Annotated in this window: 19 protein-coding genes; 9 read left to right on the plus strand and 10 right to left on the minus strand. The window is 67.0% G+C overall.

From position 1 onward, the window contains the following. Nucleotides 1-12 precede the first annotated feature (12 nt). On the minus strand, nt 13-630 hold the full coding sequence (locus HEQ22_RS14360) for a ribonuclease D (RefSeq protein WP_432768526.1): 618 nt from the start codon (nt 628-630) through the stop codon (nt 13-15). A 262-nt stretch (nt 631-892) separates the two neighbouring features. Between HEQ22_RS14360 and HEQ22_RS14365 the strand changes: the two genes are divergently transcribed. The 6 genes from HEQ22_RS14365 (at nt 893) to HEQ22_RS14390 (ending at nt 11,252) form a co-directional block, all read left to right on the plus strand. Beyond that, nucleotides 893-1,702: a cold-shock protein gene (locus HEQ22_RS14365; RefSeq protein WP_432768527.1), complete on the plus strand. Its 810-nt coding sequence runs from the start codon at nt 893-895 to the stop codon at nt 1,700-1,702. A gap of 360 nt (nt 1,703-2,062) precedes the next feature. Then, on the plus strand, nt 2,063-4,480 hold the full coding sequence (locus HEQ22_RS14370) for a ligase-associated DNA damage response DEXH box helicase (protein ID WP_432768528.1): 2,418 nt from the start codon (nt 2,063-2,065) through the stop codon (nt 4,478-4,480). A gap of 80 nt (nt 4,481-4,560) precedes the next feature. Then, on the plus strand, nt 4,561-5,592 hold the full coding sequence (locus tag HEQ22_RS14375) for a retroviral-like aspartic protease family protein (RefSeq protein ID WP_432768529.1): 1,032 nt from the start codon (nt 4,561-4,563) through the stop codon (nt 5,590-5,592). A gap of 48 nt (nt 5,593-5,640) precedes the next feature. Continuing rightward, nucleotides 5,641-6,357 carry a ligase-associated DNA damage response endonuclease PdeM gene (gene pdeM / locus HEQ22_RS14380; protein WP_432768530.1) on the plus strand — a complete coding sequence of 239 codons (717 nt, stop codon included), beginning with the start codon at nt 5,641-5,643 and terminating at the stop codon, nt 6,355-6,357. Between the two features lie 159 nt (nt 6,358-6,516). Next, on the plus strand, nt 6,517-9,336 hold the full coding sequence (locus HEQ22_RS14385) for a TonB-dependent receptor (protein ID WP_432768531.1): 2,820 nt from the start codon (nt 6,517-6,519) through the stop codon (nt 9,334-9,336). A gap of 104 nt (nt 9,337-9,440) precedes the next feature. Further along, nucleotides 9,441-11,252: a cation:proton antiporter gene (locus HEQ22_RS14390; protein WP_432768532.1), complete on the plus strand. Its 1,812-nt coding sequence runs from the start codon at nt 9,441-9,443 to the stop codon at nt 11,250-11,252. Here the strand turns inward: HEQ22_RS14390 and holA are convergent. Genes holA through HEQ22_RS14410 form a run of 4 tightly spaced genes read right to left on the minus strand, consistent with a single transcriptional unit; the run spans nt 11,249 to nt 15,954 of the window. Continuing rightward, nucleotides 11,249-12,280, minus strand: coding sequence for a DNA polymerase III subunit delta (holA, locus tag HEQ22_RS14395; RefSeq protein ID WP_432768533.1), 1,032 nt, complete (start codon nt 12,278-12,280; stop codon nt 11,249-11,251). The two genes, HEQ22_RS14390 and holA, sit on opposite strands and share 4 nt — an antisense overlap. A 6-nt stretch (nt 12,281-12,286) precedes the next feature. After that, nucleotides 12,287-12,847, minus strand: coding sequence for an LPS assembly lipoprotein LptE (gene lptE, locus HEQ22_RS14400; RefSeq protein ID WP_432768534.1), 561 nt, complete (start codon nt 12,845-12,847; stop codon nt 12,287-12,289). Further along, complete coding sequence (leuS, locus tag HEQ22_RS14405) at nt 12,847-15,441, minus strand: leucine--tRNA ligase (protein WP_432768535.1); 2,595 nt, start codon at nt 15,439-15,441, stop codon at nt 12,847-12,849. The genes lptE and leuS overlap by 1 nt, the downstream gene beginning before the upstream one ends. Before the next feature lie 51 nt (nt 15,442-15,492). Next, the gene (locus HEQ22_RS14410) at nt 15,493-15,954 is read right to left on the minus strand and encodes a DUF3576 domain-containing protein (protein WP_432768536.1); all 462 of its coding nucleotides are present in this window, start codon (nt 15,952-15,954) and stop codon (nt 15,493-15,495) included. Between the two features lie 328 nt (nt 15,955-16,282). Between HEQ22_RS14410 and HEQ22_RS14415 the strand changes: the two genes are divergently transcribed. Continuing rightward, nucleotides 16,283-16,945: a hypothetical protein gene (locus tag HEQ22_RS14415; RefSeq protein ID WP_432768537.1), complete on the plus strand. Its 663-nt coding sequence runs from the start codon at nt 16,283-16,285 to the stop codon at nt 16,943-16,945. Between the two features lie 130 nt (nt 16,946-17,075). On the opposite strand, the gene HEQ22_RS14420 is transcribed toward HEQ22_RS14415, so the two are convergent. Continuing rightward, complete coding sequence (locus HEQ22_RS14420) at nt 17,076-17,675, minus strand: thiamine phosphate synthase (protein ID WP_432768538.1); 600 nt, start codon at nt 17,673-17,675, stop codon at nt 17,076-17,078. Between the two features lie 56 nt (nt 17,676-17,731). Between HEQ22_RS14420 and HEQ22_RS14425 the strand changes: the two genes are divergently transcribed. Then, nucleotides 17,732-18,394 carry a YggS family pyridoxal phosphate-dependent enzyme gene (locus HEQ22_RS14425; RefSeq protein WP_432768539.1) on the plus strand — a complete coding sequence of 221 codons (663 nt, stop codon included), beginning with the start codon at nt 17,732-17,734 and terminating at the stop codon, nt 18,392-18,394. A gap of 19 nt (nt 18,395-18,413) precedes the next feature. Here HEQ22_RS14425 and HEQ22_RS14430 read toward each other — a convergent pair whose 3' ends face one another. Beyond that, the gene (locus HEQ22_RS14430) at nt 18,414-19,736 is read right to left on the minus strand and encodes a hemolysin family protein (RefSeq protein WP_432768540.1); all 1,323 of its coding nucleotides are present in this window, start codon (nt 19,734-19,736) and stop codon (nt 18,414-18,416) included. A gap of 214 nt (nt 19,737-19,950) precedes the next feature. Between HEQ22_RS14430 and HEQ22_RS14435 the strand changes: the two genes are divergently transcribed. Then, complete coding sequence (locus HEQ22_RS14435) at nt 19,951-20,640, plus strand: OmpA family protein (RefSeq protein WP_432768541.1); 690 nt, start codon at nt 19,951-19,953, stop codon at nt 20,638-20,640. Between the two features lie 60 nt (nt 20,641-20,700). Here the strand turns inward: HEQ22_RS14435 and HEQ22_RS14440 are convergent, their stop codons facing one another. The 3 genes from HEQ22_RS14440 to folD are packed head-to-tail and all read right to left on the minus strand — an operon-like array spanning nt 20,701 to nt 22,921. Beyond that, entirely contained in the window at nt 20,701-21,327 is a 627-nt protein-coding gene (locus tag HEQ22_RS14440) for a MarC family protein (protein WP_432768542.1), read from the minus strand. Next, entirely contained in the window at nt 21,327-22,010 is a 684-nt protein-coding gene (locus HEQ22_RS14445) for a hypothetical protein (protein WP_432768543.1), read from the minus strand. The genes HEQ22_RS14440 and HEQ22_RS14445 overlap by 1 nt, the downstream gene beginning before the upstream one ends. Then, nucleotides 22,010-22,921, minus strand: a complete 912-nt coding sequence (gene folD / locus HEQ22_RS14450) for a bifunctional methylenetetrahydrofolate dehydrogenase/methenyltetrahydrofolate cyclohydrolase FolD (RefSeq protein WP_432768544.1) — start codon at nt 22,919-22,921, stop codon at nt 22,010-22,012. Before folD ends, HEQ22_RS14445 begins: the two co-directional genes overlap by 1 nt. Nucleotides 22,922-22,923: the final 2 nt, after the last annotated feature.

The following is a 22,923-nucleotide window of genomic DNA, read 5'->3' on the forward strand; positions in this document are numbered from 1 at the left end:
GCTGCGATTCGCTCAGCTGTGCGCGAAAATATCGGTTTCGGGCCAACCGGCGAGGTCGAGTGCGGCGCGCGTCGGCAGGAAATCGAAACAGGCCTGCGCCAGTTCGCTGCGCCCTTCGCGCGCCAGCCGGACGTCGAGTATCTCCTTCATCGCGTGCAGGAAGCGCACGTCGCTGGCCGCATAGTCGCGCTGCGCGTCGCTGAGTTCGGCGGCGCCCCAGTCGCTCGACTGCTGCTGTTTCGACACGTCCTGGCCGAGCAGTTCGCGCACCAGTTCCTTCAGCCCGTGGCGGTCGGTGTAGGTGCGGATCAGCCGCGAGGCGATCTTGGTGCAATAGACCGGCGCCGTCACGACGCCGAGCGCCTGTTGCAGCGCGGCGATGTCGAAACGCGCGAAATGGAACAGTTTCAACCGGTTGGGATCGGTCAATATCGCCTTGAGCACCGGCGCGTCATAGGCGCTGCCGGGGTTGAAGCGGACAAGATGCTCGTCGCCCGACCCGTCGCTGATCTGGACCAGACACAGCCGGTCGCGCAGCGGGTTGAGCCCCATCGTCTCGGTATCGATCGCGACCGCACCGGCGCCGAGCACGCCGGCGGGCAGATCTTCTTCGTGGAAATACACCGTCATCGGCTTGCCTTAGGCGAAGCCGCCTTGCCGCTCAATGACTGGTTTTGCGCCGCGCCAACGCGCCGCGGCGACAGTGCGGGCCAGCGCGCCGAAATCCGCAGCCCGTTCTTGAATTTTCCGTTCGCCCGAAGCGCGGATATAGGTTATATATTGCGTCGTTAGCGGCACGGGGCGAGTCTGTGCCCATGGTGAACTGCGTCCCCGTCCGGCGCAAGACGCCGTTCGAATAGGGTGTGGACGAACCGAAAGCGACTACTAGACAATGAGTTTCAACAAGGATCGCCGCGGCCAGCGGGGGCGCGGCAAGCGCGATGATTTCGGCAATTTCGACAGCTTCGAACCGGCACCCTTTGGCGGCGACAGCTACGGCGGCGGCAATCGCGGTGGCGGTTTCGGCGACCGGAGCGGCGGCGGCGGCGGTGGTTTCGGCGGCGGTGACCGCGGTGGCGGCTTCGGCGGTGGCGATCGTGGCGGCGGCTTCGGCGGCGGCGGCGGTGGCGGCGGTTTCGGCGGCGGACGCGGCGGCGGGATGCCGGCGCAGGTCGTCGGCGAAGGCAATGGCACGGTCAAATTCTTCAACGCCGCGAAGGGCTTTGGCTTCGTCGCGCGCGACGATGGCGGCGAAGACGTGTTCGTGCACATCAGCGCGGTCGAACAGGCCGGCCTTCAGGGTCTCGCCTCGGGCCAGCCGCTCGGCTTCACGCTCGTCGAACGCAATGGCAAGGTGTCGGCGATCGACCTGAAGATCGAAGGCGAACCGATGCCGATCGAGGACAACGGACCGCGCCGCGACGATCGTGGCGAGCGTCCCGGCGCCGCCCCCGGCGGCGCCCGCGGCCGGCGCCAGCTGACCGGCGAGCGCACCTCGGGCACGGTGAAATTCTTCAACACCACCAAGGGCTTCGGCTTTATCGCCCGCGATGATGGACAGGCCGATGCCTTCGTCCACATCAGCGCGGTGCAGCGCGCCGGGATGACCGGCCTCGAAGAAGGCGACCGCGTCGCTTTCGATATCGAGGTCGACGATCGCGGCAAGTTCGCCGCGGTGAACATCCAGCCGCATCAGGACTGACCGGCAGGATCATCGGATAGAGAAGGGGCGGCCTGCGGGTCGCCCTTTTTTTGTTGCCCGATCGGCGGGCTACCGGTTTCGACAGGTTGCGGACATAAAGCCCCTCCCCTTCAGGGGAGGGGTTGGGGTGGGGGCTATCGGCCTTACGCAAGGCCGATAGCCCCACCCGCTGCGACTAAGCCAGCAAGCTGGCAAGTCTCGCTGCCCTCCCCTGAAGGGGAGGGCATGAGGTTGGGCAAACGCCCGCTCTCCACTCCAAACCCGACATTGACTTTCTGCACCCTGAATCGCGGCGCAGCGCTGCGATCGCGACGACCGCAGGGGCTTGCCCCCCGTCCCGTGCAACGCCACATCCTGTCCATGCCGCTAACCGCCCCCTTTACCGACTGGTTCGCCGCGCGCGGATGGCGGCTGCGGCGGCACCAGGCCGATATGCTGGCGGCGGCGCAGCGCGGCGAGAGTGCGCTGCTCGTCGCCGCGACCGGGGCGGGCAAGACGCTGTCGGGGTTCCTGCCGACGCTCGTCGATCTTCATGCGCATCCGACCGACCGGCTGCACACGCTTTATGTGTCGCCGCTGAAGGCGCTCGCCGCCGATGTCGAGCGCAACCTGCTGGGGCCGATCGCCGACATGGGCCTCGACATCAGCGTCGAGAGCCGCAGCGGCGATACCTCGTCGGACAAGAAGGCGCGGCAGCGCAGCCGTCCGCCGAACATCCTGTTGACCACCCCCGAATCGCTGTCGCTGCTGCTGTCGTATCCCGACAGTTTCACGATGTTCGCCGACCTGAAAACGGTGGTGATCGACGAGATCCATGCCTTTGCGCCGGGCAAGCGCGGCGATTTGCTGAGCCTGGCACTCGCGCGGCTCCAGCACATCGCGCCTGCCCTGCGCCGCGTCGGGCTGTCGGCGACGATTGCCGACACCGACGCCTATCGCAGCTGGCTGGCGCCCGGCGGCGACGCCGAGGCGGTGACGCTGGTTGCGGGCGAAGCGGGCGCCGATCCCGACATCGCGATCCTGCTGCCCGAAGGCGCGGTGCCGTGGGCAGGGCATTCGGGGCGCTATGCGGTGCACCAAGTGATGGCCGAGGTCGCGAAGAACCGCACGACGATCATCTTTTGCAACACGCGCGGGCTGGCCGAGCTGATCTTTCAGGAGCTGTGGAAGGTCAACGACCTCAGCCTGCCGATCGCAATCCACCACGGCAGCCTCGACCGCGAGGCGCGCCAGCGCGCCGAAAACGCCATGGCCGAAGGCCGGCTGCGCGCGCTGGTCGCGACGTCGAGCCTCGACCTCGGGCTCGACTGGGGCGATGTCGATTGCGTGATCCAGATGGGGGCGCCCAAGGGCTCGTCGCGGCTGCTCCAACGCATCGGGCGCGCCAACCACCGGCTCGACGAGCCGAGCAAGGCGCTGATCGTGCCGGGCAACCGCTTCGAATATCTGGAGGCGCAGGCGGCGCTCGACGCGGTCGAAGCCGGCGAGCGCGACGCCGACCGCTTTCGCCCCGGCGCGCTCGACGTGCTGGCGCAGCATGTGATGGCGCTCGCCTGCGCGGCGCCGTTTCAGGAGGAAGCGCTGCTGGCGGAGATCCGTTCGGCGGCGCCCTATCGCTGGGTCGATGCCGCGCTGTTTACCCGGCTGCTCGGGTTTGTCCGCGACGGCGGCTATGCGCTGAAAAGTTACGACCGCTTTCGCCGCCTCGCCCCCGATGGACAGGGCGGCTGGCGCATCGCGCATCCGCGACTGGCGGCGCAGCACCGGCTCAACGCCGGGATCATCGTCGATGCGCCGACGCTCGACGTGCGGTTCAAGAATGGGCGGCGGCTGGGCACGGTCGAGGAATATTTTGCGAGTAGCTTGAGCCCCGGCGACACCTTTGCCTTTGCCGGGCTAAGTCTGGAGGTCGAGGGCATCCGCGACTCGGACATCCTCGTCCGGGCAACGAGCAAACCGGCGCGCATCCCCTCCTATGTCGGGGCGCGCATGGCGCTGTCGACGCGGCTCGCCGACCGGGTGCGCGGTTTCCTTGCCGACCCGGCGAGCTGGGTGCGCTTTCCCGCCGATGTCCGTTTCTGGCTCGAAATGCAGCAACTGCGCTCGGTCCTGCCGCGCCCCGGCGAGCTGCTCGTCGAAACCTTCCCGCACGAGGGGCGCCACTATATGGTTGCCTATCCGTTCGAGGGGTGGAACGCGCACCAATCGCTGGGCATGCTGATTTCGAAGCGGATGGACCGCGCGGGGTTGCAGCCGCTGGGCTTCGTCGCGTCGGACTATGCGCTGGCGATCTGGTCGCTGCGTCCTATCGACCATCCCGAGGCGCTGTTCGACGCCGCGATCCTGGAGGATGAGTTCGTCGAATGGGTCGAAGGATCGCACCTTTTGAAACGCGCTTTCCGCGAGGTCGCGGTGATCGGCGGCCTGATCGAGCGCCAGCATCCGGGCAAGCGCAAAACCGGCAAGCAGGTGACCTTTTCGACCGACCTGATTTTCGACGTCCTGCGCAAATATGAGCCCGACCACCTGCTGCTCGAGGCGGCATGGGCCGATGCGCGCGAGCGATTGACCGACGTCGCCCGCCTCGGCGACCTGCTCGACCGCGCGGCGGGGACGATGGTGCACCGGCGGCTCGGCCGGATCAGCCCGCTCGCCGTCCCGGTGCTGGTGCTGATCGGGCGCGAGAATGTCGCGGGCGCCGACATCGACGACGCGCTGCTGGGCGACCTTGCCGACGAGCTGGCGGCGGCAGCGATGCACCCCGACCGGGACGGATGAGACGGTCGCCGGCGCGCCGCTTGCCGCAAGCGACTACGCGGCGTAGACTGGTGCGCATAGATATAATGAGGATGCCCGCGATGACTGAGCTTCGGAAGCGGCCGATGATCTGGAGCGCGCTCGCCGCGGCGCCGCTGCTGCTCGGCGTGAGCCAGCCGCCGGCGCCCCCCGCGTTTCCCGCCGCCCCGGCGACCACCGTCACCGAACCCGCGCTGACGAGCGAGATCACCCCCTTCGTCCAGCCGTTCGATCTCGACGCGACGCGGCGCATGTCGGTGAAGGTCATCGTCGGCGGCGAGGGGCCGTTTTCCTTTCTGGTCGATACCGGCGCCGAGCGTACGATCATCGCGCGCGAACTCGCCGACCGGCTGGCGCTGGTCGAGGGCGGCAAGCTGCGGATCGCAACGATCGGCGGATCGGCGACAGTGCCGAGCTTTCGCGTCGCCGCGCTGCAGATGACCGACCTGCACATGACGGGGTTCGACGCGCCGTCCTTTTTCGGGCGGCATATCGGCGCCGCGGGGCTGATCGGGGTCGACATGCTCGAGGAGCGGCGCGTGCTCATCGATTTTCGCAAGGAGACGATGGAGATATTGGAAACGCGCAAGCGCGCGCGACCGATCATCCGCGACGACGATGCGATCGTCGTGACCGCGCGCAATTCGGCGGGGCGGCTGATCCTGTCCGACGCGCGGCTCGACGGGCGGCGCATCGACGTGATCGTCGATACCGGCGCGCAGACGAGCGTCGGCAATCTGGCGCTGCAAAAGCTGGTGACGGCGAAGCGCGCCAACCGCCTGCCCTTTTTCCCGACGACGCTGGGCGCGGTGACCGGCGAGGCGGTGCCGGCGACGCGCACCGCGATCCGCCGCATCATCATCAACGGCATGGACGTCAACGACCTGCCGGTCAGCTTCGCCGACAGCCAGGCGTTTCGCGCGCTGGGACTGGTCGAGCGGCCGGCCTTGCTGCTCGGCATGGACAGCCTGTCGCTGTTCGACCGGGTCGAGATCGACTTCCCGAACAAGCGCGTCGTTTTCGACCTGCCCGACGGGGCGCGGCGCGACACCGGGCAGCGTTATGCGGCGAACGACCGCGCGCGCGGAATTTAGCGAGCCTAGATTATAGACGATGCCGCGCGCGCGCGGCATAGCGGCGCCATGCCCGCGGTGCCCACCCTCGATTTTGCCGGCCATGCCTTCGTCGTGCTGGCCGACCGCGCGCTGTTCTGGCCGCGCCACGCGGCGCTGATCGTCGCCGATCTGCATCTGGAAAAGGCGAGCTGGTACGCGGCGCTCGGCCAGCCGCTGCCGCCGTACGACAGCCACGACACGCTCGACCGGCTGGCCGGACTTGCCGCCGCGACCGGCGCCCGCGCGATCTGGTGCCTCGGCGACAGCTTTCACGATCGCCATGCTGCGGCGCGCATCGTCCCCGCCGTCGCCGAACGGCTGCATGCGCAGGCAGCGGCGACGAAGCTGCTGTGGATCGCGGGCAATCACGACGGCCTGTCGGGCGGTGCCTGGGGCGGCGAGGTCGCCGACGAGCTGACGATCGATGGGATCGTGCTGCGCCATCAATGCCTTGCCGGCGAAAGGCGCCCCGAAATATCGGGGCACTTCCATCCCAAGCTCCGCCTCGCGGTGCGCGGCCGCAACGTGTCGCGCGCCTGTTTTGCCGCCGACGAGCGGCGGCTGATCATGCCCGCTTTTGGCAGCCTGACCGGCGGGCTGGACGTGACCGCCGCCCCGATCGCCGAAAATTTCGCCGGCGGCTATCGCGCGATGCTCGTTGCGCGCGAACGGCTCCTCGTCTTCCCGTGCCGCGGCACGGGGCGCGATGACGTTACGGCAAGCAATGCTGCGGCGGCGGGCTAAGCCACGCGGCGCCTTGCTTTCGCAATTTGGAGCTGTGACTAAAAAGCATCACTCGGGCAAAGAACGGCGCAAAAGCGGGGGTTGCGCTGGAACGGCGGCGCAATTTCGCTATGACCGACGGGCAACGAAAATAACGAAATTGTGAGAGGAGTGCCCGATATGAAATCATCTTCCCTTCTTGGCGCCCATTTGCTGCGCACCAGCGCGCTTGGGGTATCGCTCGCCATCGCCGTCACCGCGGTTCCCGCTTTCGCGCAGGACACCGCCCCGCCGGCCGACACCGCACCGCAGGATGAAGCCGACGAGTACGGCGCCGACGCACCGATCGTCGTGACCGCGCAGGGCCGTTCGCAATTGCTGTCCGACGTGCCGGTCGCGATCTCGGCGGTGAACGCCGAAACGCTGCAGAACAGCGGCGCGAACGACATCCGCCAGCTGAACCAGGTCGCCCCGTCGCTGCTCGTTTCGTCGACCGGCTCGGAAGCCAACGGTTCGGCGCGTATCCGCGGGATCGGCACCGTCGGTGACAACCCCGGCCTCGAAAGCTCGGTCCCGGTCTTCATCGACGGCGTCTATCGCTCGCGTTCGGGCATCGGCCTCAACGAACTCGGCGAGATCGACCGCGTCGAAGTGCAGCGCGGCCCGCAGGGCACGCTCGGCGGTCGCAACTCGTCGGCAGGCCTGATCAGCATCTATTCGAAAAAGCCCGAATTCGAATTCGGCGGATCGGGTGAGATCACCTATGGCAATTACGACTTTTGGCGCGCCGCCGCCAGCCTGACCGGCCCGATCAGCGACACGCTGGCAGCGCGCATCGACGGCGTGTGGGTGAAGCGCGACGGCTTCTATCGCGACAATACGAACAACACCGACGTCAACAACCGCGACCGTTATTTCGTCCGCGGGCAGTTGCTGTTCGAACCGACCGACGCGCTGTCGGTGCGGCTGATTGCCGATTACACCTATCGCGACGAAAAATGCTGCGCCGCGACCTATATCGACAACAGCGTCAACCCGTTCATCGGCAACCTCAACAACCCCGGCGTTCCGGCGACCGCCACGAGCAACAATATCATCCGGGTGCTCAACGACCTCGGCCAGCCGCTCAGCGCCTTCAATCAGGGCTATAGTCGCGACATCTTCGTATCGCCCGGCCGCAGCTATGCCGGCGAAACCAAGGATTACGGCGTTTCGGGCCAGATCGACTATGACTTCGGCGGCGCGACGCTGACCTCGATCACCGGCTATCGCCAGTATCGGTCGAGCCAGGCCGGCGACGTCGATTACGGCAGCGTCGATATCCTGTACCGCGACCCGAGCGACGACGCCTATCGCCAGTTCCACACCTTCACCCAGGAACTGCGCCTGCAGGGCGAAGCCTTCGACGGCAAGCTCGACTGGCTGGTCGGCGGTTTTTACGCCAACGAAAAGCTGACGGTGCGCGACAATCTGCGCTTCGGTGACGATTATGGCCGCTTTGCGACGTGCCGCATCATTTCGGGCGGCGGACTTGCCGGCCTGTATTCGCCGACGAACCCGCTCTGCGTCGTTCCCGGCGTCGGCCCGGCAACGATCGCGGGCGCCAGCGGCGCGGCGGGCCCCGACGTCCTGGCCGCATTCAATGCGCTCGACGGGCTCAACGATCTGGGCACGATCAACGACCGCTATTTCCAGAACGGCACCAACTGGGCGATCTTCACCCACAATATCGTCCACATCACCGACAAGCTCGATCTGACGCTCGGGCTGCGCTACACGCACGACAAGAAGAAATTCTCGGCGAGCTTTACCAACGACAACACGGTCTGCACCACGGTGCAGGGCCTGCTGCTCGACGATCTGAGCAGCCCGGCCTCGAACGCGACCGCGCGGGCGCTGGCCGGCGCACTGATCGGCCTCGGCTGTCAGGGCAATTCGACCGCCGAGCTCAACGGCGTGTCGATCAACGACCAGCGCAGCGAGGACGAATGGACCGGCACGGCGATCCTTTCGTACAAGGCGACCGACGATCTGCTGGTCTATGCGAGCTTCGCGCGCGGTTACAAGGCGGGCGGGTTCAACCTCGACCGTTCGGCGCTGAAATCGCCGATCGTGCCGTTCGGCGGCCAGGCCGGCGCGCAGTCGCTGGTCGGCAACCTCCAGTTCGATCCCGAACTGGTCGACAGCTACGAAGTCGGTGCCAAATATTCGACCGGCCCGTTCAGCCTCAGCGTGTCGGGCTTCCGTTCGGACTTCAAGAACTTCCAGCTCAACACCTTCAACGGCACGGTGTTCCTGGTCCAGAACATCAACGGCTGTTCGAGCGATCTGGCCGGGGGTGACCGCGACCAGAGCAAGTTCACCGGCGCTCCCAACTTCAACGCCGGGGCGGCGGCGAGCGGCGCCTGCGCCGCCGACGACGTGACCTGGGGGGTGCGGACCGAAGGGGTCGAACTCGAAGCCTCGCTGGTTCCGGCGCGCGACTTCCGCGTTGCGGCGGGCCTGACCTATGCCAACACCAAATATCGCAGCAACCTGGTCGGCAACGCCTCGGGCGCCCCGCTCGACCAGGCGCTGCGCCTGCTGCCGGGCAACAATCTGTCGAACGCGCCCGAACTGGTCGCCACCGGCAGCGTGACCTGGACGCCCGAGATCGGCAACAGCGGACTGTCGGGCCTGTTCTATATCGATGGCCGCATGACCAGCGATTACAACACCGGGTCCGACCTGTTTCCGCAGAAGGAACAGGACGGTTACGCGCTGTTCAACGCTCGCGTCGGCCTGCGCGGACCCGACGAGAAATGGGGTCTCGAATTCTGGGCCCAGAATATCTTCAACAAGCAATATGCCCAGGTCGCGTTCAACTCGCCGTTCCAGGAAGGTGGCACCTCTACCGGCACCGCCTTCGCCGACCCGCAATATCCGGGCGGCCGCCAGATCTTCTCGCAGTTCCTGGCCGAACCCAGGACCTATGGCGTGACGCTGCGCGGCAAATTCTAAACCGCGCCAGCCACTGACACGGGGGACCGCCCGCTTTCCAACCGGAAGGCGGGCGGTTTCTTTTTTCTGGTATCTTTGTCGCACGCCCCCATAGGCTTGCCGCCATGTTCGGCATCGAATCCCTGCTCGTCAAAATCGCCCTGATCGGGGTCATCGGCATTGGCGCGCAGTGGGTGGCGTGGCGCACCGGCAAGCCGGCGATCGCGTTGATGCTCGTCGCCGGGATCATCGCCGGCCCGGTCCTCGGCCTGATCGATCCCGAGCGCGATTTCGGGGCGCTTCGCGAACCGATCATCAAGCTCGCGGTCGCGGTCATCCTGTTCGAGGGCGGCCTGAGCCTGAAGTTCCGCGAACTGCGGCAAGCCGGGCTTGCGGTGTTCATGCTGGTGTTCGTCGGCGTGCCCGTCGGCTGGGCGCTCGGCACCGCCGCGGCCTATTATGGCGCGGGATTGCCGCTCGAGCTTGCGGCGCTGTTCGGCGGGGTGATGGTCGTCACCGGGCCGACGGTGATCGTGCCGCTGCTGCGCTCGCTCAACATATCGCCGCGCGTCAAGAATATGCTGAAATGGGAAGCGATCGTGAACGATCCGATCGGCGCCCTGCTCGCGGTCGGCATCTATGCCTATATCATCCACGGCGGCGCGCAGGCGAACAGCATCGGGATCGCGACCGACGTCGTGGCGGCGAGCATCTTGGCGATCCTGATCGGCGGGGCCGCGGGCTTTGCGCTGACCTGGGCCTTCCCGCGCGGCTGGGTGCCTGAATATCTGAAGGCGCCGGTGCTGCTGACCACGGTGATCGCGGTGTTCGTGCTGTCCGACCTGATCCTGCACGAAACCGGGCTGATCACGGTGACGGTGATGGGCGTGGTGATGGCGAACCGCGAAACCTATTCGACCCATATGCTGCAACGCTTCAAGGAGGACCTGACCGTCCTCCTGGTGTCGGGGGTGTTCATCATCCTTTCGGCGACGCTCGACTGGGAGGTGGTGCAGAATTTCCAGCTGCGCTTCGTCGCGTTCCTGTTCCTGCTGCTGTTCGTGGTGCGGCCGGTGACGATCATGGTCGCGCTGCTGTTCACGCGCATTCCGTTCAAGGAACGGCTGTTCGTCGCGTGGATCGCGCCGCGCGGCATCGTCGCGGTCGCGGTGATCGGCCTGTTCGCGCTGCGCCTGTCCGATTATGGCGTCCCGGGCGCCGAGGCGCTGGTGCCGCTGAGTTTCGGGGTGGTGATCGCGACGATTTTCGCGCACGGCTTTACCGCCGCGGCCTTCGCCCGGTGGCTCGGGCTCGACCGCGGCAAGGGCGACGGGGTGCTGCTGGTCGGCGCCAACAGCTGGACGATCGCCTTTGCCGAATTCATCAAGAGACAGGATCGCAAGGTGCTGGTCGCCGACCCCAGCCCGCTGGCACTGCGCCGCGCGCGGCGGGCCGATATCCCGGTCTATCAGGGCGACATATTGGAAGAGGCGCACGACGACAGCCTGGACATGGGCGAATATCAGCAGCTGATCGCCGCCACCGACAACGACAGCTATAACGCGCTGGTGTGCAGCGAACTCGCACCCGAAATCGGCCACGACCGGGTCAGCCGCCTGATCGGCGCGGCGCGAAACGGCAACCAGCGGCGCGGGCGCGTCTTCACGCTGGCCGGAACGCCGATCGAGCAGCAACTCGACCGTTTGCAGGACGGCTGGAATTTTGGGCGCACCCGGATCACCGAGAAATTCACCTACGCCGATTTCGTCGCGCGGATGAAGGCATCGGGCGGCGACAGCCTGGCAGTGGTGCGCGAATCGGGCGAATTGCAGATTTTTTCGACCCAGCATCGCCCCAGCGTCGATGCCGGCGATACGGTCTGGACCTTCGTGCCGCCCGACGTGCCGAAACGAAAGCCGGTCGAAGCAACCGTTTAGCGCGCGCGCGCCGCCTGATAGGCGATGTCGGTCATCAGCTTGCGAAACAGCACCCCGCCGGCGGTGCCCGACGCCTTGAGCGCGCGCTCGCAGTCGAGCAGCCGGCTCATCAGCCGCGCGACGCGCAGCGAATCCCAGATATGCAGCTGTGCCGTCACCGCTCCCTGTTCCTTCCAGAACACACCGCTGCTCTTTGCCGCGACGACGGTCGCCGGGTGGGCGCCGGCATCGACGTCGGCGCGCAGTCGCGCAAGCTGGGTCGCCCGGATCGCGAGGGCGCGCAGGATGCGGATTTCGGCGACTCCGACCGCGGCGGCCTTGGCCAGCATCTCGGGGAGATCGCCGACCTTGCCGCCGAGCGCGACATTGATGCACTCGCTCACGTCCTCCTCGTGCGTCGCGGCGCCGAGCGCGGCGATATCGGCCGCGCTCACTTGGCGCTGGCGATCGGCAGCGGCGTCGAGGTAGAGCGCGATCTTCTCGATCTCGCGCCGCATCAGCGCCTGGTCGCCCGACACGAGATCGACGAGCAATTGCGCCTCGGCATTGCCGAGCCGGAGCCCCTGTTCCTGCGCGGCGGCCATGGCGATACCGACGAGGGCGCGCCGGTCGGGCTGGTAGCAGATCGCAGCGAGGCCATGGGCCGACCCCTCGACCAGCTTCACCAGCTTCGACCGGACCGTGACCGACGCGCCGGTCGCGATGACCGGGTTGATCGCGGTGTCGGCGGCGAACAGCGCCTCGATCGCGGCGAGGCTATCGTCGCCGCTGCCCGCGAGTTCGAGCCGGATGACGCGCGCCGGCGAAAAAAGCGACATCGATGCGGCCTCGACGGCGAGCAGCGAGGGGTCGTGCGACAGCAGCGAGCCGGTCAGGTCGAGCCGTTCGGCGTCCTTGCCCGCGAGCGCGATCAAATGACCGGCGACCGCGGCCATCGTCGCTTCGTCGGGGCCGGTCAGCAGGAAAAGGCGAACCGCAGGGTCGAGGCGGGTCTGGCGTTCGAGTTCGGCGGGCTTGACGCTCTTCACGAGGCCCTAGCCGGCGGGGGCGGCAGGCGCGGCAGGCGCGGCGGGCGCATCGGCCGAATCGCCGCCGCCGCGATTCGCGAACACCGCGAGCCGCGCCACGATCTGGTCGGCGACCCCCGAGGCGAGGCGTTCGAGCGCCGAGCTTTCGGCGGCGATCGTCGCATATTCGCTGCCGACGACGTCGATCCCGGCGTCGGCGGCGGCGGTCGCGTCGAGCAGGACCTGGCCGCTTGCGGCATCGACGAGCTGGTAGCGGGCGCGCAGGGTGCGGCGTTCGCGCGTCACCGCATCGTCGGCGCGCACCCCGAAGCCGGTGATGCTGTCCTCAAGCCGAACATCGAGCCGCAACCGCTTGCCCGCGCCTTCGCCGCCCTGCGTCGCGACGAAGCGGTCGCGCAGCGCGTTGCGGACGAGCCAGCCCGAATGCCCCTCGATCGGCGCCACGTCGATATCGGCGAGCACCTGGGCCACCGCCCCCTTGCTGCCGTCGGCATAAAGCGGCCGCAGCCCGCAACCGCCGACGGCGAGCGAAGCGACGACAAAGAGAGAGGTGAGAAGGTTGCGCATCAGGGTACGATATTCACCAAACGGTCGGGGACCACAATCACCTTCTTCGGGGCGGCACCGCCGAGCAGCTCGGCGATGCGCGGGCGCGCGAGCGCCGCGGCTTCGATCGCGTCCTTGTCGAGCCCCTTGGCGAGGGTCATCGTATCTCGCAGCTTGCCCGCCATCTGGATCGCGATCGTCACCTCGTCATCGACGAGCAGCGCCGGATCGGCGGTCGGCCATGCGGCGTCGGCGATCATCGGCGTTGTGCGCTGCTGCGCCGGCAGCGCGGCCCAGGCTTCCTCAGCCAGATGCGGCATCATCGGCGCGACGAGGCGGATCAGCGTCAGGCACGCTTCGGCGCGGGTCGCCGACGGCTTTGCCTTTTCGATGTCGTTGGCGAGCGCGTGGATTTTCGCCACCGCCTTGTTGAAGCCGAGCGCTTCGATATCCGTCCCGACCCCGGCGATCGCCTGATGCAGCTTGCGCGCGAGGCCCAGGTCTTCGCCGCCGTCGCCGACGTTTTCGGTGTCGCCGAACAGGCGCCACAGGCGCTGGACGAAGCGCCACGCACCCTCGATCCCCGCCTCGCTCCACGGCAGGTCGCGTTCGGGCGGGCTGTCGGAGAGCATGAACCAGCGGACCGCGTCGGCGCCATATTGGTCGAGGATGGCGTCGGGATCGACGACATTCTTCTTGGACTTCGACATCTTGATCACGCGGCCGATAGTCACTTCTGATTCGGGGCCGCCCTCAAACCTACTATAGTAAGCTTTGCCGTCTCGTTTCACGATTTCGGTAGGCAGATAATATGTCCGCGTCGAAACCTCGGGATTCTCCTCAAGCCTCCAACCATCATCATAGTATGTCTCGTGCGTCACCATGCCTTGGGTGAACAGGCTGGCGAAGGGTTCGACGATGTCGACCATCCCCAGCTTGTGGAGCGCGCGGGTCCAGAAGCGTGCGTAGAGCAGGTGGAGGATCGCATGTTCGACGCCGCCGATATATTGGTCGACGGGCAGCCAGCGACGGATCACCTCGGGATCGAACGGACGGTCGCTTGGCGAACTGGCGAAGCGCAGGAAATACCAGGACGAATCGACGAAGGTGTCGAGCGTATCGGTCTCGCGCACCGCATCGCCGCCGCATGAGGGGCAGCGGAAATGCTTCCACGTGGGGTGACGGTCGAGCGGATTGCCGGGGATCGAGAAATCGACATCCTCGGGCAGCACGACGGGTAGCTGCTCCTTCGGCACCGGCACGGTGCCGCACGCATGACAATGAATGAAGGGGATCGGCGTCCCCCAATAGCGCTGGCGCGACACGCCCCAGTCGCGCAGCCGCCACACGGTGGTGCCCTTGCCCCAACCTTCATGTTCGGCGCGCGAGACAATCGCGGCCTTCGCTTCGTCGATCGTCATCCCGTCGAGGAAGTGGCTGTTCACTAGCTTGCCCGGACCGGTATAGGCTTCGTCGCTGGTGAAGTGCTGCGCGGTTTCATCGCCATCGGCGATCACGCGGTGGACGGGCAGCTCATATTTACGCGCGAAATCAAGGTCGCGCTGGTCGTGCGCCGGGCAACCAAAGATCGCGCCGGTGCCATAGTCCATCAGCACATAGTTGACGACCCAGACCGGCAAATGCAGCGCCGGGTCGAGCGGATGCTCGACCGTCAGGCCGGTGTCGAAACCGAGCTTCTCGCCGGTTTCGAGCTGCTCGGCCGACGTGCCCTGGCGGCGGCATTCGGCGATGAATTCGGCGAGTTCGGGCGCGTCGTGCGCCATCCGTTCGGCCATCGGATGGTCGGGCGAGATCGCGGCGAAGCTGGCGCCGAACAGCGTGTCGGGGCGCGTCGTGAAGACGTCGAAACCCGCGGCGCCGCCGACCAGCTTGAACGAAAATTCCAGCCCCTGCGACTTGCCGATCCAGTTTTCCTGCATCAGCCGCACCTTGTCGGGCCATTGCTCAAGGCCGCCCAATCCTTCGAGCAGGTCGTCGGCGAAGTCGGTGATCTTGAGGAACCACTGCGACAGCTTTTTCTTTTCGACCAAGGCACCCGAGCGCCAGCCGCGGCCGTCGATCACCTGTTCGTTGGCGAGCACGGTCATGTCGACCGGATCCCAGTTGACGTAGCTTTCCTTGCGCGTGACCAGTCCCGCAGCGAACAGGTCGAGGAACAGCGCCTGTTCCTGGCCGTAATAATCGGGCTCGCAGGTTGCCAGCTCGCGGCTCCAGTCGATCGCAAGGCCGAGGCGTTTCAATTGGCCGCGCATCGCGGCGATATTGTCGCGCGTCCAGCCGCCAGGGTGGACGCCCTTTTCCATCGCGGCATTTTCGGCGGGCATGCCGAAGGCGTCCCAACCCATCGGGTGGAGCACGTCGTGGCCGGTCATTTTCTTGAAGCGCGCGAGCACGTCGCCCATCGCATAGTTGCGGACGTGCCCCATGTGGATGCGCCCCGAGGGATAGGGGAACATCTCAAGGATATAGGCCTTGGGCCGATCCTCAGCATTGGCGTCACCCGTATCGGTGGTGGCAAAGCTGTTCGCCGCCTCCCACGCCGTTTGCCAGCGGGCGTCGGCGGCGAGGGCGCCAAAGCGCGGTTCGCGGGTCATTCGTCGGTTACCCCGTTGGTCTGGTTGTCGGCGCCGATCGGCGCCGCCGGATTAGCCCTCGATCGCGGAGCGGCGCAGGTCGCGGGCGCGGGTGAGGATGATTTCCTCCAGCTTTTGCACCGTCGCCGCCTGCACCGGCGCATCGACCCAGGTGCCGCCCTGCGCGACCTGGCGCGAGGCGGCGACGCGCAGCGCGTCGGCGCGCAGATCGCGGTCGAGGATCGATACCGTGACCTTCATGCGCTCGTTCGCATTGCCCGGATTGGCGTACCAGTCGGTGATGATCACCCCGCCCGACGAGTCGGCCTGGAGCAGCGGCATGAACGACAACGCGTCGAGCGAGGCGCGCCAGAGGTACGAGTTCACCCCGATCGTCGTCACCTGCGACGCGGCCAGATCGGCGCGCGGACGCTCCTTGCCGCCGCACGCGGCGAGGCCGACGGCGGCGAGTGCGATCAGCACGGCCGTCGCCGGGCGGCGCGCCGACTGGGCAAGGAGAGAAAGCTGGGACATGCCGAATACCTTATGTCAATGGCGCCGCCGGACGTCGAAAACCGGCCCGCGCACGCGGGATTTGCAAGCGTCTCTATCGCCCTTGCCGTCCCCCTGCAAGCGCGGCAGTTTCGGCTTTGCCGCCGTTCAGATTCTGGTCAGACGGCCGCCGACTGTGGTCATCGCGCAACAACTTTGACGAAAAGCGGAACCGCCCTTGCCAATCGCGCCGGAATCACTGGCAATCGCGCGGCGGGCAACCTATCTTGTGATTCGATTGGGATGGAGTCGCAGAGCAATGGCGCGGACGTCGCGACATTTTTGGAAAGCAAGCCTCGTCGTTCTGGCGATGGGTTCGCTCGCCCTGCCCCCGGCGCTTGCGGCCATGTCGCGCGCCGACCGCATCCGCGATACCGCCCTGACCGAATCGCTGCTCGGCCAGTTTACCCCGGCATCGGGCGACCCGCGCCTGATCGCGCGTTACACCAAAATGTCGGCCGACGCGCGCCGCGGTTTCAGCTTTACCCCCGCGATCACCGACGAGAGTCGCAAGAACCGCGCGATCACCGTCGTGATCCGCGCTCGCGACGATGCGTCGAGCGCGTCGCGCACCGCGGCGATCGCCTCGGGCCGCACCGCACCGGTCGCGATCACCCCGGTTGCCTATAACCTCGGCGCGTCGCTCGGGTTCGAAAAATTCGTCACCCCGCAACTGCCGCGCGGCACCGACCTGCGCAACCTGCCGGTCGCGCGCGCGCCCGACAGCGACGAAAAGAAATCGCGCTTCGCGACGCGGATGGTCGCCCGGCCGAGCGACCCCGCCGGCGCGACCGACCGCCTGACCGCACCCGGCAGCGACCAGACCGTCGATGTCGTCAGCAGCTATCGCCTGACCAAGAATCTCGATGTCACCGCGGGGGTGCGCTATCGCACCGACGAGCGCGTCGAACCGCTGACCGACGCCCGGCGCGACAGCCAAGCGGTCTATGTCGGAACCGCCTTCCGCTTCTAGGCTGCATTGATATTTGGCCCGGAGTGGCCTGCAAATATCACTTTTCCGAGCTTCCGGTGCTCACGTACTGAAGTACGCTGCGCTCCGGGTCTCGCCAAAGCACCATTTTCGACACACCCCAGACCAAATCTCAACGCAGCTTTTGGCAACGTAGCAGCGCTTTTTCTTCCCACGCATCAATTGCCGCCCAGCCAGGTTTGAGTCCGTTTGCCCGCCGGGTGAGCTGGCGCGCGCGGCCCGGGGTCATGCCGCCGAGCGCGATCGGCTGTCCGCCTGCGAGCCGCGCCAGCCGTAGCCACGCGGCACGGCCAAGCACAGACGCTCCGAGGTGCGAGCGTGTCGGGTACAGCGGCGAGATAAAGACACCGTCGGCCTGCGCGCGGCGCGCGCGGCGGCCCTCGCGGGCGTCGTGCACGGGCATCGTCACGATCAGGCCCAGCCGGTGCGCCTGCGCGGCGCGGCGCGCGTCATGCTGGCGCAAGTGAGCCCCATCGGCGCCCCAGCGCCGCGCGACATCCGGCGTTCCGGCGAGCAAAATTGGCAGGCTCCGCGCTCGCGCCACGCGCATCAGCCGCCGCAACAGGCGCCAGCGCGCACCGGCGGCGAGGCTGTCGTGGCGCAGGACGATCCCGCTGCCGGGTGGCAGTGTCGCCGCCAGCTGGACGACGCCGACCGTCAGCCGCTCGTCGCTGAACAGCCATTGCTGCGGCAGGGGGTGGCGTCGAACCATCGCCCTTCCTATAGGCGCGTGCCGACAGGGTGCAACGCACGGGAACGGAACGACGGATGAGCGACGCAGCAGAACGGCTGGCCGAAGTGGCGGCGAATATCGCGGGAGCGGCGAACCGCGCGCAGCGGCGCCCCGGCGACATTTGCCTGATTGCGGTCTCGAAAACGCACGATGCCGACGCAATCCGGCCGCTGATCGCCGCCGGGCAGCGCGATTTCGGCGAAAACCGGGTGCAGGAAGCCGCCGCGAAATGGCCGGCGCTGCGCGCCGAAGCCCCTGACGTCCGGCTCCACCTGATCGGCCAGCTGCAATCGAACAAGGCCGAGGAGGCGGTCGCGCTGTTCGACGCGATCCATTCGGTCGATCGCAGTTCGCTGGCTCAGGCGCTGGCCAAGGCGTGCACCAAGGCCGGCCGCCAGCCGCAATTGTTCGTCCAGGTCAATATCGGCGACGAGGAGCAAAAGGGTGGCTGCGCGGTGGCCGATCTGCCCGCGCTGCTCGACGAAGCGCGCGAAGCGGGGCTCGCGATCGACGGGCTGATGGCGATCCCGCCGGCCGACGTCGATCCCGCTCCCTATTTTGCGCTGCTCGACGAACTCGCCGAACGCCACGCGCTGCCGCTGCGGTCGATAGGGATGAGCGGCGATTATGATAGCGCGGTGATGCTGGGCGCGACGCATGTGCGGGTCGGCACGGCATTGTTCGGGCACCGCGGCTAGACCCGGTCAGCACGACGCGTCAGGCGTCGTCCTCATCCTTGGGCTTGCGGATTTCGCTGACGAGCAGCTTGTCGATCTTGCGCCCGTCCATGTCGACAATCTCGAACCGCCAGCCGCGGTCGGTGAATTTTTCGCCTTCGTTGGGCAAATGTTTGAGAATCGCGAGAGCGTGACCGGCGGCGGTCGCATAGTCGCGGTCGTCGCCGAGTTCGATCCCCAGCCGTTCGGCCATCTGGTCGGCGGGCATCGACCCGGCGATCAGCAGGCTGCCGTCGTCGCGCTCGACCACGAACGGCTCGCTGCCGATGTCCTGATCGGATGCGAATTCGCCGGCGATCGCGGCGAGCAGGTCGGCGGGGGTCACCAGCCCTTCGAAATGGCCATATTCGTCGTGCACGAACAGCATCGGCACCTCGGCAACGCGTAGCGCTTCGAGCGCGTCCATCGCGTCGATCTGGTCGTGGATGACCTTGGCGGGGCGCGTCAGCGTCTGGAGGTCGAGCACTTCGCCGCGGAACAGCGCGCCGGCGATGTCGCGCGCCTGCACGACGCCGACGATATCGTCGACCGAGCCGCGCGCGACGGGAATGCGCGTGTGCGGGGTGTCGATCAGCATCGCGCGCACCGCATCGGCGCTCGAGGCGACATCGATCCAGTCGACATCGGTGCGCGGCGTCATCACCTCGCGCACCGGGCGGTCGGCAAGGCGCACGACACCCGAAATGATCGCGCGCTCGCTTTCCTCGATCACCCCAGATTTCGACGCTTCGGCGACGATCAGGTGCAGTTCCTCGGCGGTGACCCGCTCCTCCGATTCGCGGCTGAGCCCGAGGATGCGGAACACCAGCGCCGAGCTGCGATCGAGCAACCACACCAAAGGCGCGCCGATCCGCGACAACCACAACATCGGCAGCGCGATGAAAATGGCGATCGGTTCGGGCGCGCGCAGGGCGAACTGTTTCGGCACCAGTTCGCCGACGATCAGCGAGAAATAGGTGGTCACCGCGATCACGACGGCAAAACCGGTCGCCGTCGCGGTCTCGTCGTCGAGCGCGAACAGCGCCTGCAACCGTTCGCCGACCGGCCCGCCGAGACTGGCGCCCGAATAAGCGCCGGCCAAAATACTGATCAGGGTGATGCCGACCTGCACGGTCGAGAGGAAGCGGCCGGGATTAGACGTCAGCTGCCGCGCGATCTTCGCGCCCCGGCTGCCACGCTTTTCGGCGGCCTGCAGACGCGGATCGCGCGCCGACACGATCGCCAGTTCGGACATGGCGAACACGCCGTTGAGGAGAATGAGGACGGCGATGATCGCTACGTCGGACCATGGGAAGGGGGTCATTGGGCGGTCGTGCGGCGCTTGTGCGCCCGGCCCCTGTCAGCGTCGGTCATGGAGTGCTTATAGGACAAAGCCGCGGCATTGCACAATGGCGGCTGAACACCCTTCTCAGCGACTGTTCAGCCGGATTCGGGAACTAGATCGCCAGCCATATGTTATCGGCAGCAATGGCGGTGCGCGAACGACCTGTGCGGCCGCCCAAAAAAGGGAGTAACCAATGAATATCAAGACCGTCAAACTCGCCACGCTGGCCACCATGAGCGCGATCGCGCTGACCGGCTGCGTCACCGACCCCAATACCGGAGAGAAGCGCATTTCGAATGCCGCGATCGGCGGCCTCGGCGGCGCGCTCGGCGGCTATCTGCTCGGCGACCTGATCGGCGGCAAGAACAGCCGCACCGAGGAAATCGTGGGCGCGGGCATCGGCGCTGTCGCCGGCGCGGGTGTCGGCTATTATATGGACGAGCAGGAAAAGAAGCTGCGTCAGCGCACCGCCGGCACCGGCATCGACGTCGAACGCCAGGGCGACCAGCTGGTGCTGAACATGCCCGGCGACGTGACCTTCGACTATAACAGCGCGCTGGTGAAATCGCAGTTCCGCAGCGCTCTCGACAGCGTCGCCTCGACGCTCGCCGAATATCCGAGCACCTATATCGACGTTTACGGCCACACCGATTCGACCGGCAGCGACAGCTATAACCAGGGCCTGTCCGAACGCCGCGCGTCGTCGGTAGCCGACTATCTGGGCGGCCGCGGCATCCAGCGCGCGCGCATGGCGACGATGGGTTATGGCGAATCGCAGCTGAAATGCTCGCCCGAAACCAGCGAAGCCGATTATCAGTGCAACCGCCGCGTCGAAATCCGCATCGCGCCGGTGACCCAGTCGGACGTCAACGCCGCCAACTGATTCCATTCCCGTGGAATGCCGAGAGGGCGTCGCCAACCGGCGGCGCCCTTTTTGCTGCAATCAACCTAGGTTGAAGCTGGCCTTCAGCCCGTCGATCACGAACTGCGCCGCAAGTGCTGCGAGCAGCACGCCGAGCAGGCGGGTGATCACCGCCTCGCCCTTGTTGCCGATCAGGCGCATCAGAGGGCCCGCTGCGAGCAGAGCACCGAGCGTCAGCAGCAGCACGAGCAGCAGCGCCCCGAAGATCACGAAGGCGCGGTCGAGCCCGTTGTTCTGCGACACCAGCAGCATCACCGATGCGATCGATCCCGGCCCCGCCAGCATCGGCATCGCCATCGGAAAGACCGAGACATCCTCGACCTCCGGGGTCGCCATCAGCTTTTCGGCGCGCTGCTCGCGCCGTTCGGTCCGCTTTTCGAACACCATGTCGATCGCGATCACGAACAGCATGATGCCGCCGGCGATCCGGAAACTGTCGAGATCGATGTGCAGGAAGCTGAGCAGCGCCTCGCCGAACATCGCGAAAAACACCAGGATGCCGCCCGCGATCAGCGTCGCGCGGATTGCCATCGACCGGCGCTGCGCCGCATTTGCGCCCGTCGTCAGACTGGCGTAGATCGGCGCGCAGCCCGGCGGATCGATGACCACGAACAGCGTCACGAACGCGGTGATGAACAGGTCGAGCATCAGCGGGGCGTGCCCGGCGCCGGCGCCTGGACCTGATTGTCGAGGACCGGCTGCATCGCGGTGCCGTCCCACATCCGCACCGTGATACGGCGCGAGCCGTCGGGGCGCACGATCGAGGTCCAGCTGAGCGTCTGGTCGGGCGACAGGCCGACCGCCATATCCTCACCCTCGGCGCCGCTGGCGATCGCGACGCCCGGCCGCGACCCGCAGGTCGCCTGTTTCGAGGCGATGAAGTCGGGCGCTTCGCGCGGCATCGCCGTCGTGTCAGTATGATCGAGCACCCAGCGCATCTCGCCCTTTTTGGGATCGCGCAGCCATACGGTGGAGAAATAGCCGTGCGCCGGCCCCTTCTGCCACGCGCCGGTGGTGGCCCCGGCATGGCCGTCGCAGCTGATATAGACCGCATGCGGCTGCCATTTGACGGCTTCGGCCGGGTCCGGCTTTCCGCGCAGCCAGTCGCGCGCGACGACGCGCTGCGGCACGAACATCACGGCGTCGGGATGCGCGGTCTCGCGAAACGCCGTCCATTGCCCCTTGTCCTGCGCGAGGCGGGCAAAGGCGATTTCGGCGGCGACGAAAGCGCTGGGATTGGCGGCGAGTGGCCGGTTGCGCAGATCGTCGCGGCCGCCCGCGCATCCGGCGAGGAGCAGCGCGGCGAGTGCGGGAATGGCGATCAGGCGCATCAGAAACCCTCCGGATCGGTAAGGCCGGCACGGCGATGCGCGGCGACGAGCGTGTTGCGCAGCAGGCAGGCGATCGTCATCGGCCCGACCCCGCCGGGCACCGGGGTGATCGCATCGGCCACCGCGGATACCGCCGCATAATCGACGTCGCCGACCAGCCGCCCCTTTGCTTCCCCCGCGGCGGGGGGCAGGCGGTTGATGCCGACGTCGATCACGACCGCGCCGGGTTTGATCCAACTGCCCTTGACCATTTCGGCGCGGCCGACCGCGGCGACGACGATATCGGCGCGGCGGACGATATCGGGCAGACCCTGCGTCCGGCTGTGCGCCATCGTGACGGTGCAATCGGCGCCGAGCAGCAGCGCCGCCATCGGCTTGCCGACGAGGATCGAGCGACCGACGACGACGGCATCCTTGCCCGACAGATCGCCGATCCGGTGCTGAAGCAGCAGCAGACAGCCATAAGGGGTGCATGGCACCATTCCGGCGATGCCGAGCGCGAGGCGCCCGGCGCTGACCGGGGTGAGCCCGTCGACGTCCTTGTCGGGATCGATCGTGGCGACCGCGGCCTGCTCGTCGAGATGGGCGGGCAAAGGGAGCTGGAGCAATATGCCGTCGACCGCGGGATCGGCGTTGAGGCGCGCCAGCAGATCCTGAACCTCGTCCTGCGTCGCGGTCGCGGGCAGACGATGCTCGAAGCTTTCCATGCCGGCGGCGAGGGTCGCCTTGCCCTTCGACCCGACATAGACCGCGCTCGCCGGATCGTCGCCGACCAGCACCACCGCGAGCCCCGGGGCGCGGCCGGTCGCGGCGACGAACGCCGGCACCGCATCGGCGATCCGCGCGCGCAGCTCCGCGGCGAACGCCTTGCCGTCGATGCGATGCGTCGTGGCGGGCGCCTGTGCGATCATCG

Source organism: Sphingopyxis sp., from assembly GCF_050916055.1.
Lineage (GTDB): Bacteria > Pseudomonadota > Alphaproteobacteria > Sphingomonadales > Sphingomonadaceae > Sphingopyxis.

Excerpts from the sequence above, each read along its gene's own strand:
- HEQ22_RS14360 (WP_432768526.1), bottom strand. The coding sequence starts at position 630 with ATGACGGTGTATTTCCACGAAGAAGATCTGCCCGCCGGCGTGCTCGGC.
- HEQ22_RS14365 (WP_432768527.1), top strand. The coding sequence starts at position 893 with ATGAGTTTCAACAAGGATCGCCGCGGCCAGCGGGGGCGCGGCAAGCGC.
- HEQ22_RS14370 (WP_432768528.1), top strand. The coding sequence starts at position 2,063 with ATGCCGCTAACCGCCCCCTTTACCGACTGGTTCGCCGCGCGCGGATGG.
- HEQ22_RS14375 (WP_432768529.1), top strand. The coding sequence starts at position 4,561 with ATGACTGAGCTTCGGAAGCGGCCGATGATCTGGAGCGCGCTCGCCGCG.
- pdeM (WP_432768530.1), top strand. The coding sequence starts at position 5,641 with ATGCCCGCGGTGCCCACCCTCGATTTTGCCGGCCATGCCTTCGTCGTG.
- HEQ22_RS14385 (WP_432768531.1), top strand. The coding sequence starts at position 6,517 with ATGAAATCATCTTCCCTTCTTGGCGCCCATTTGCTGCGCACCAGCGCG.
- HEQ22_RS14390 (WP_432768532.1), top strand. The coding sequence starts at position 9,441 with ATGTTCGGCATCGAATCCCTGCTCGTCAAAATCGCCCTGATCGGGGTC.
- lptE (WP_432768534.1), bottom strand. The coding sequence starts at position 12,847 with ATGCGCAACCTTCTCACCTCTCTCTTTGTCGTCGCTTCGCTCGCCGTC.
- leuS (WP_432768535.1), bottom strand. The coding sequence starts at position 15,441 with ATGACCCGCGAACCGCGCTTTGGCGCCCTCGCCGCCGACGCCCGCTGG.
- HEQ22_RS14410 (WP_432768536.1), bottom strand. The coding sequence starts at position 15,954 with ATGTCCCAGCTTTCTCTCCTTGCCCAGTCGGCGCGCCGCCCGGCGACG.
- HEQ22_RS14415 (WP_432768537.1), top strand. The coding sequence starts at position 16,283 with ATGGGTTCGCTCGCCCTGCCCCCGGCGCTTGCGGCCATGTCGCGCGCC.
- HEQ22_RS14420 (WP_432768538.1), bottom strand. The coding sequence starts at position 17,675 with ATGGTTCGACGCCACCCCCTGCCGCAGCAATGGCTGTTCAGCGACGAG.
- HEQ22_RS14425 (WP_432768539.1), top strand. The coding sequence starts at position 17,732 with ATGAGCGACGCAGCAGAACGGCTGGCCGAAGTGGCGGCGAATATCGCG.
- HEQ22_RS14430 (WP_432768540.1), bottom strand. The coding sequence starts at position 19,736 with ATGACCCCCTTCCCATGGTCCGACGTAGCGATCATCGCCGTCCTCATT.
- HEQ22_RS14435 (WP_432768541.1), top strand. The coding sequence starts at position 19,951 with ATGAATATCAAGACCGTCAAACTCGCCACGCTGGCCACCATGAGCGCG.
- HEQ22_RS14440 (WP_432768542.1), bottom strand. The coding sequence starts at position 21,327 with ATGCTCGACCTGTTCATCACCGCGTTCGTGACGCTGTTCGTGGTCATC.
- HEQ22_RS14445 (WP_432768543.1), bottom strand. The coding sequence starts at position 22,010 with ATGCGCCTGATCGCCATTCCCGCACTCGCCGCGCTGCTCCTCGCCGGA.
- folD (WP_432768544.1), bottom strand. The coding sequence starts at position 22,921 with ATGATCGCACAGGCGCCCGCCACGACGCATCGCATCGACGGCAAGGCG.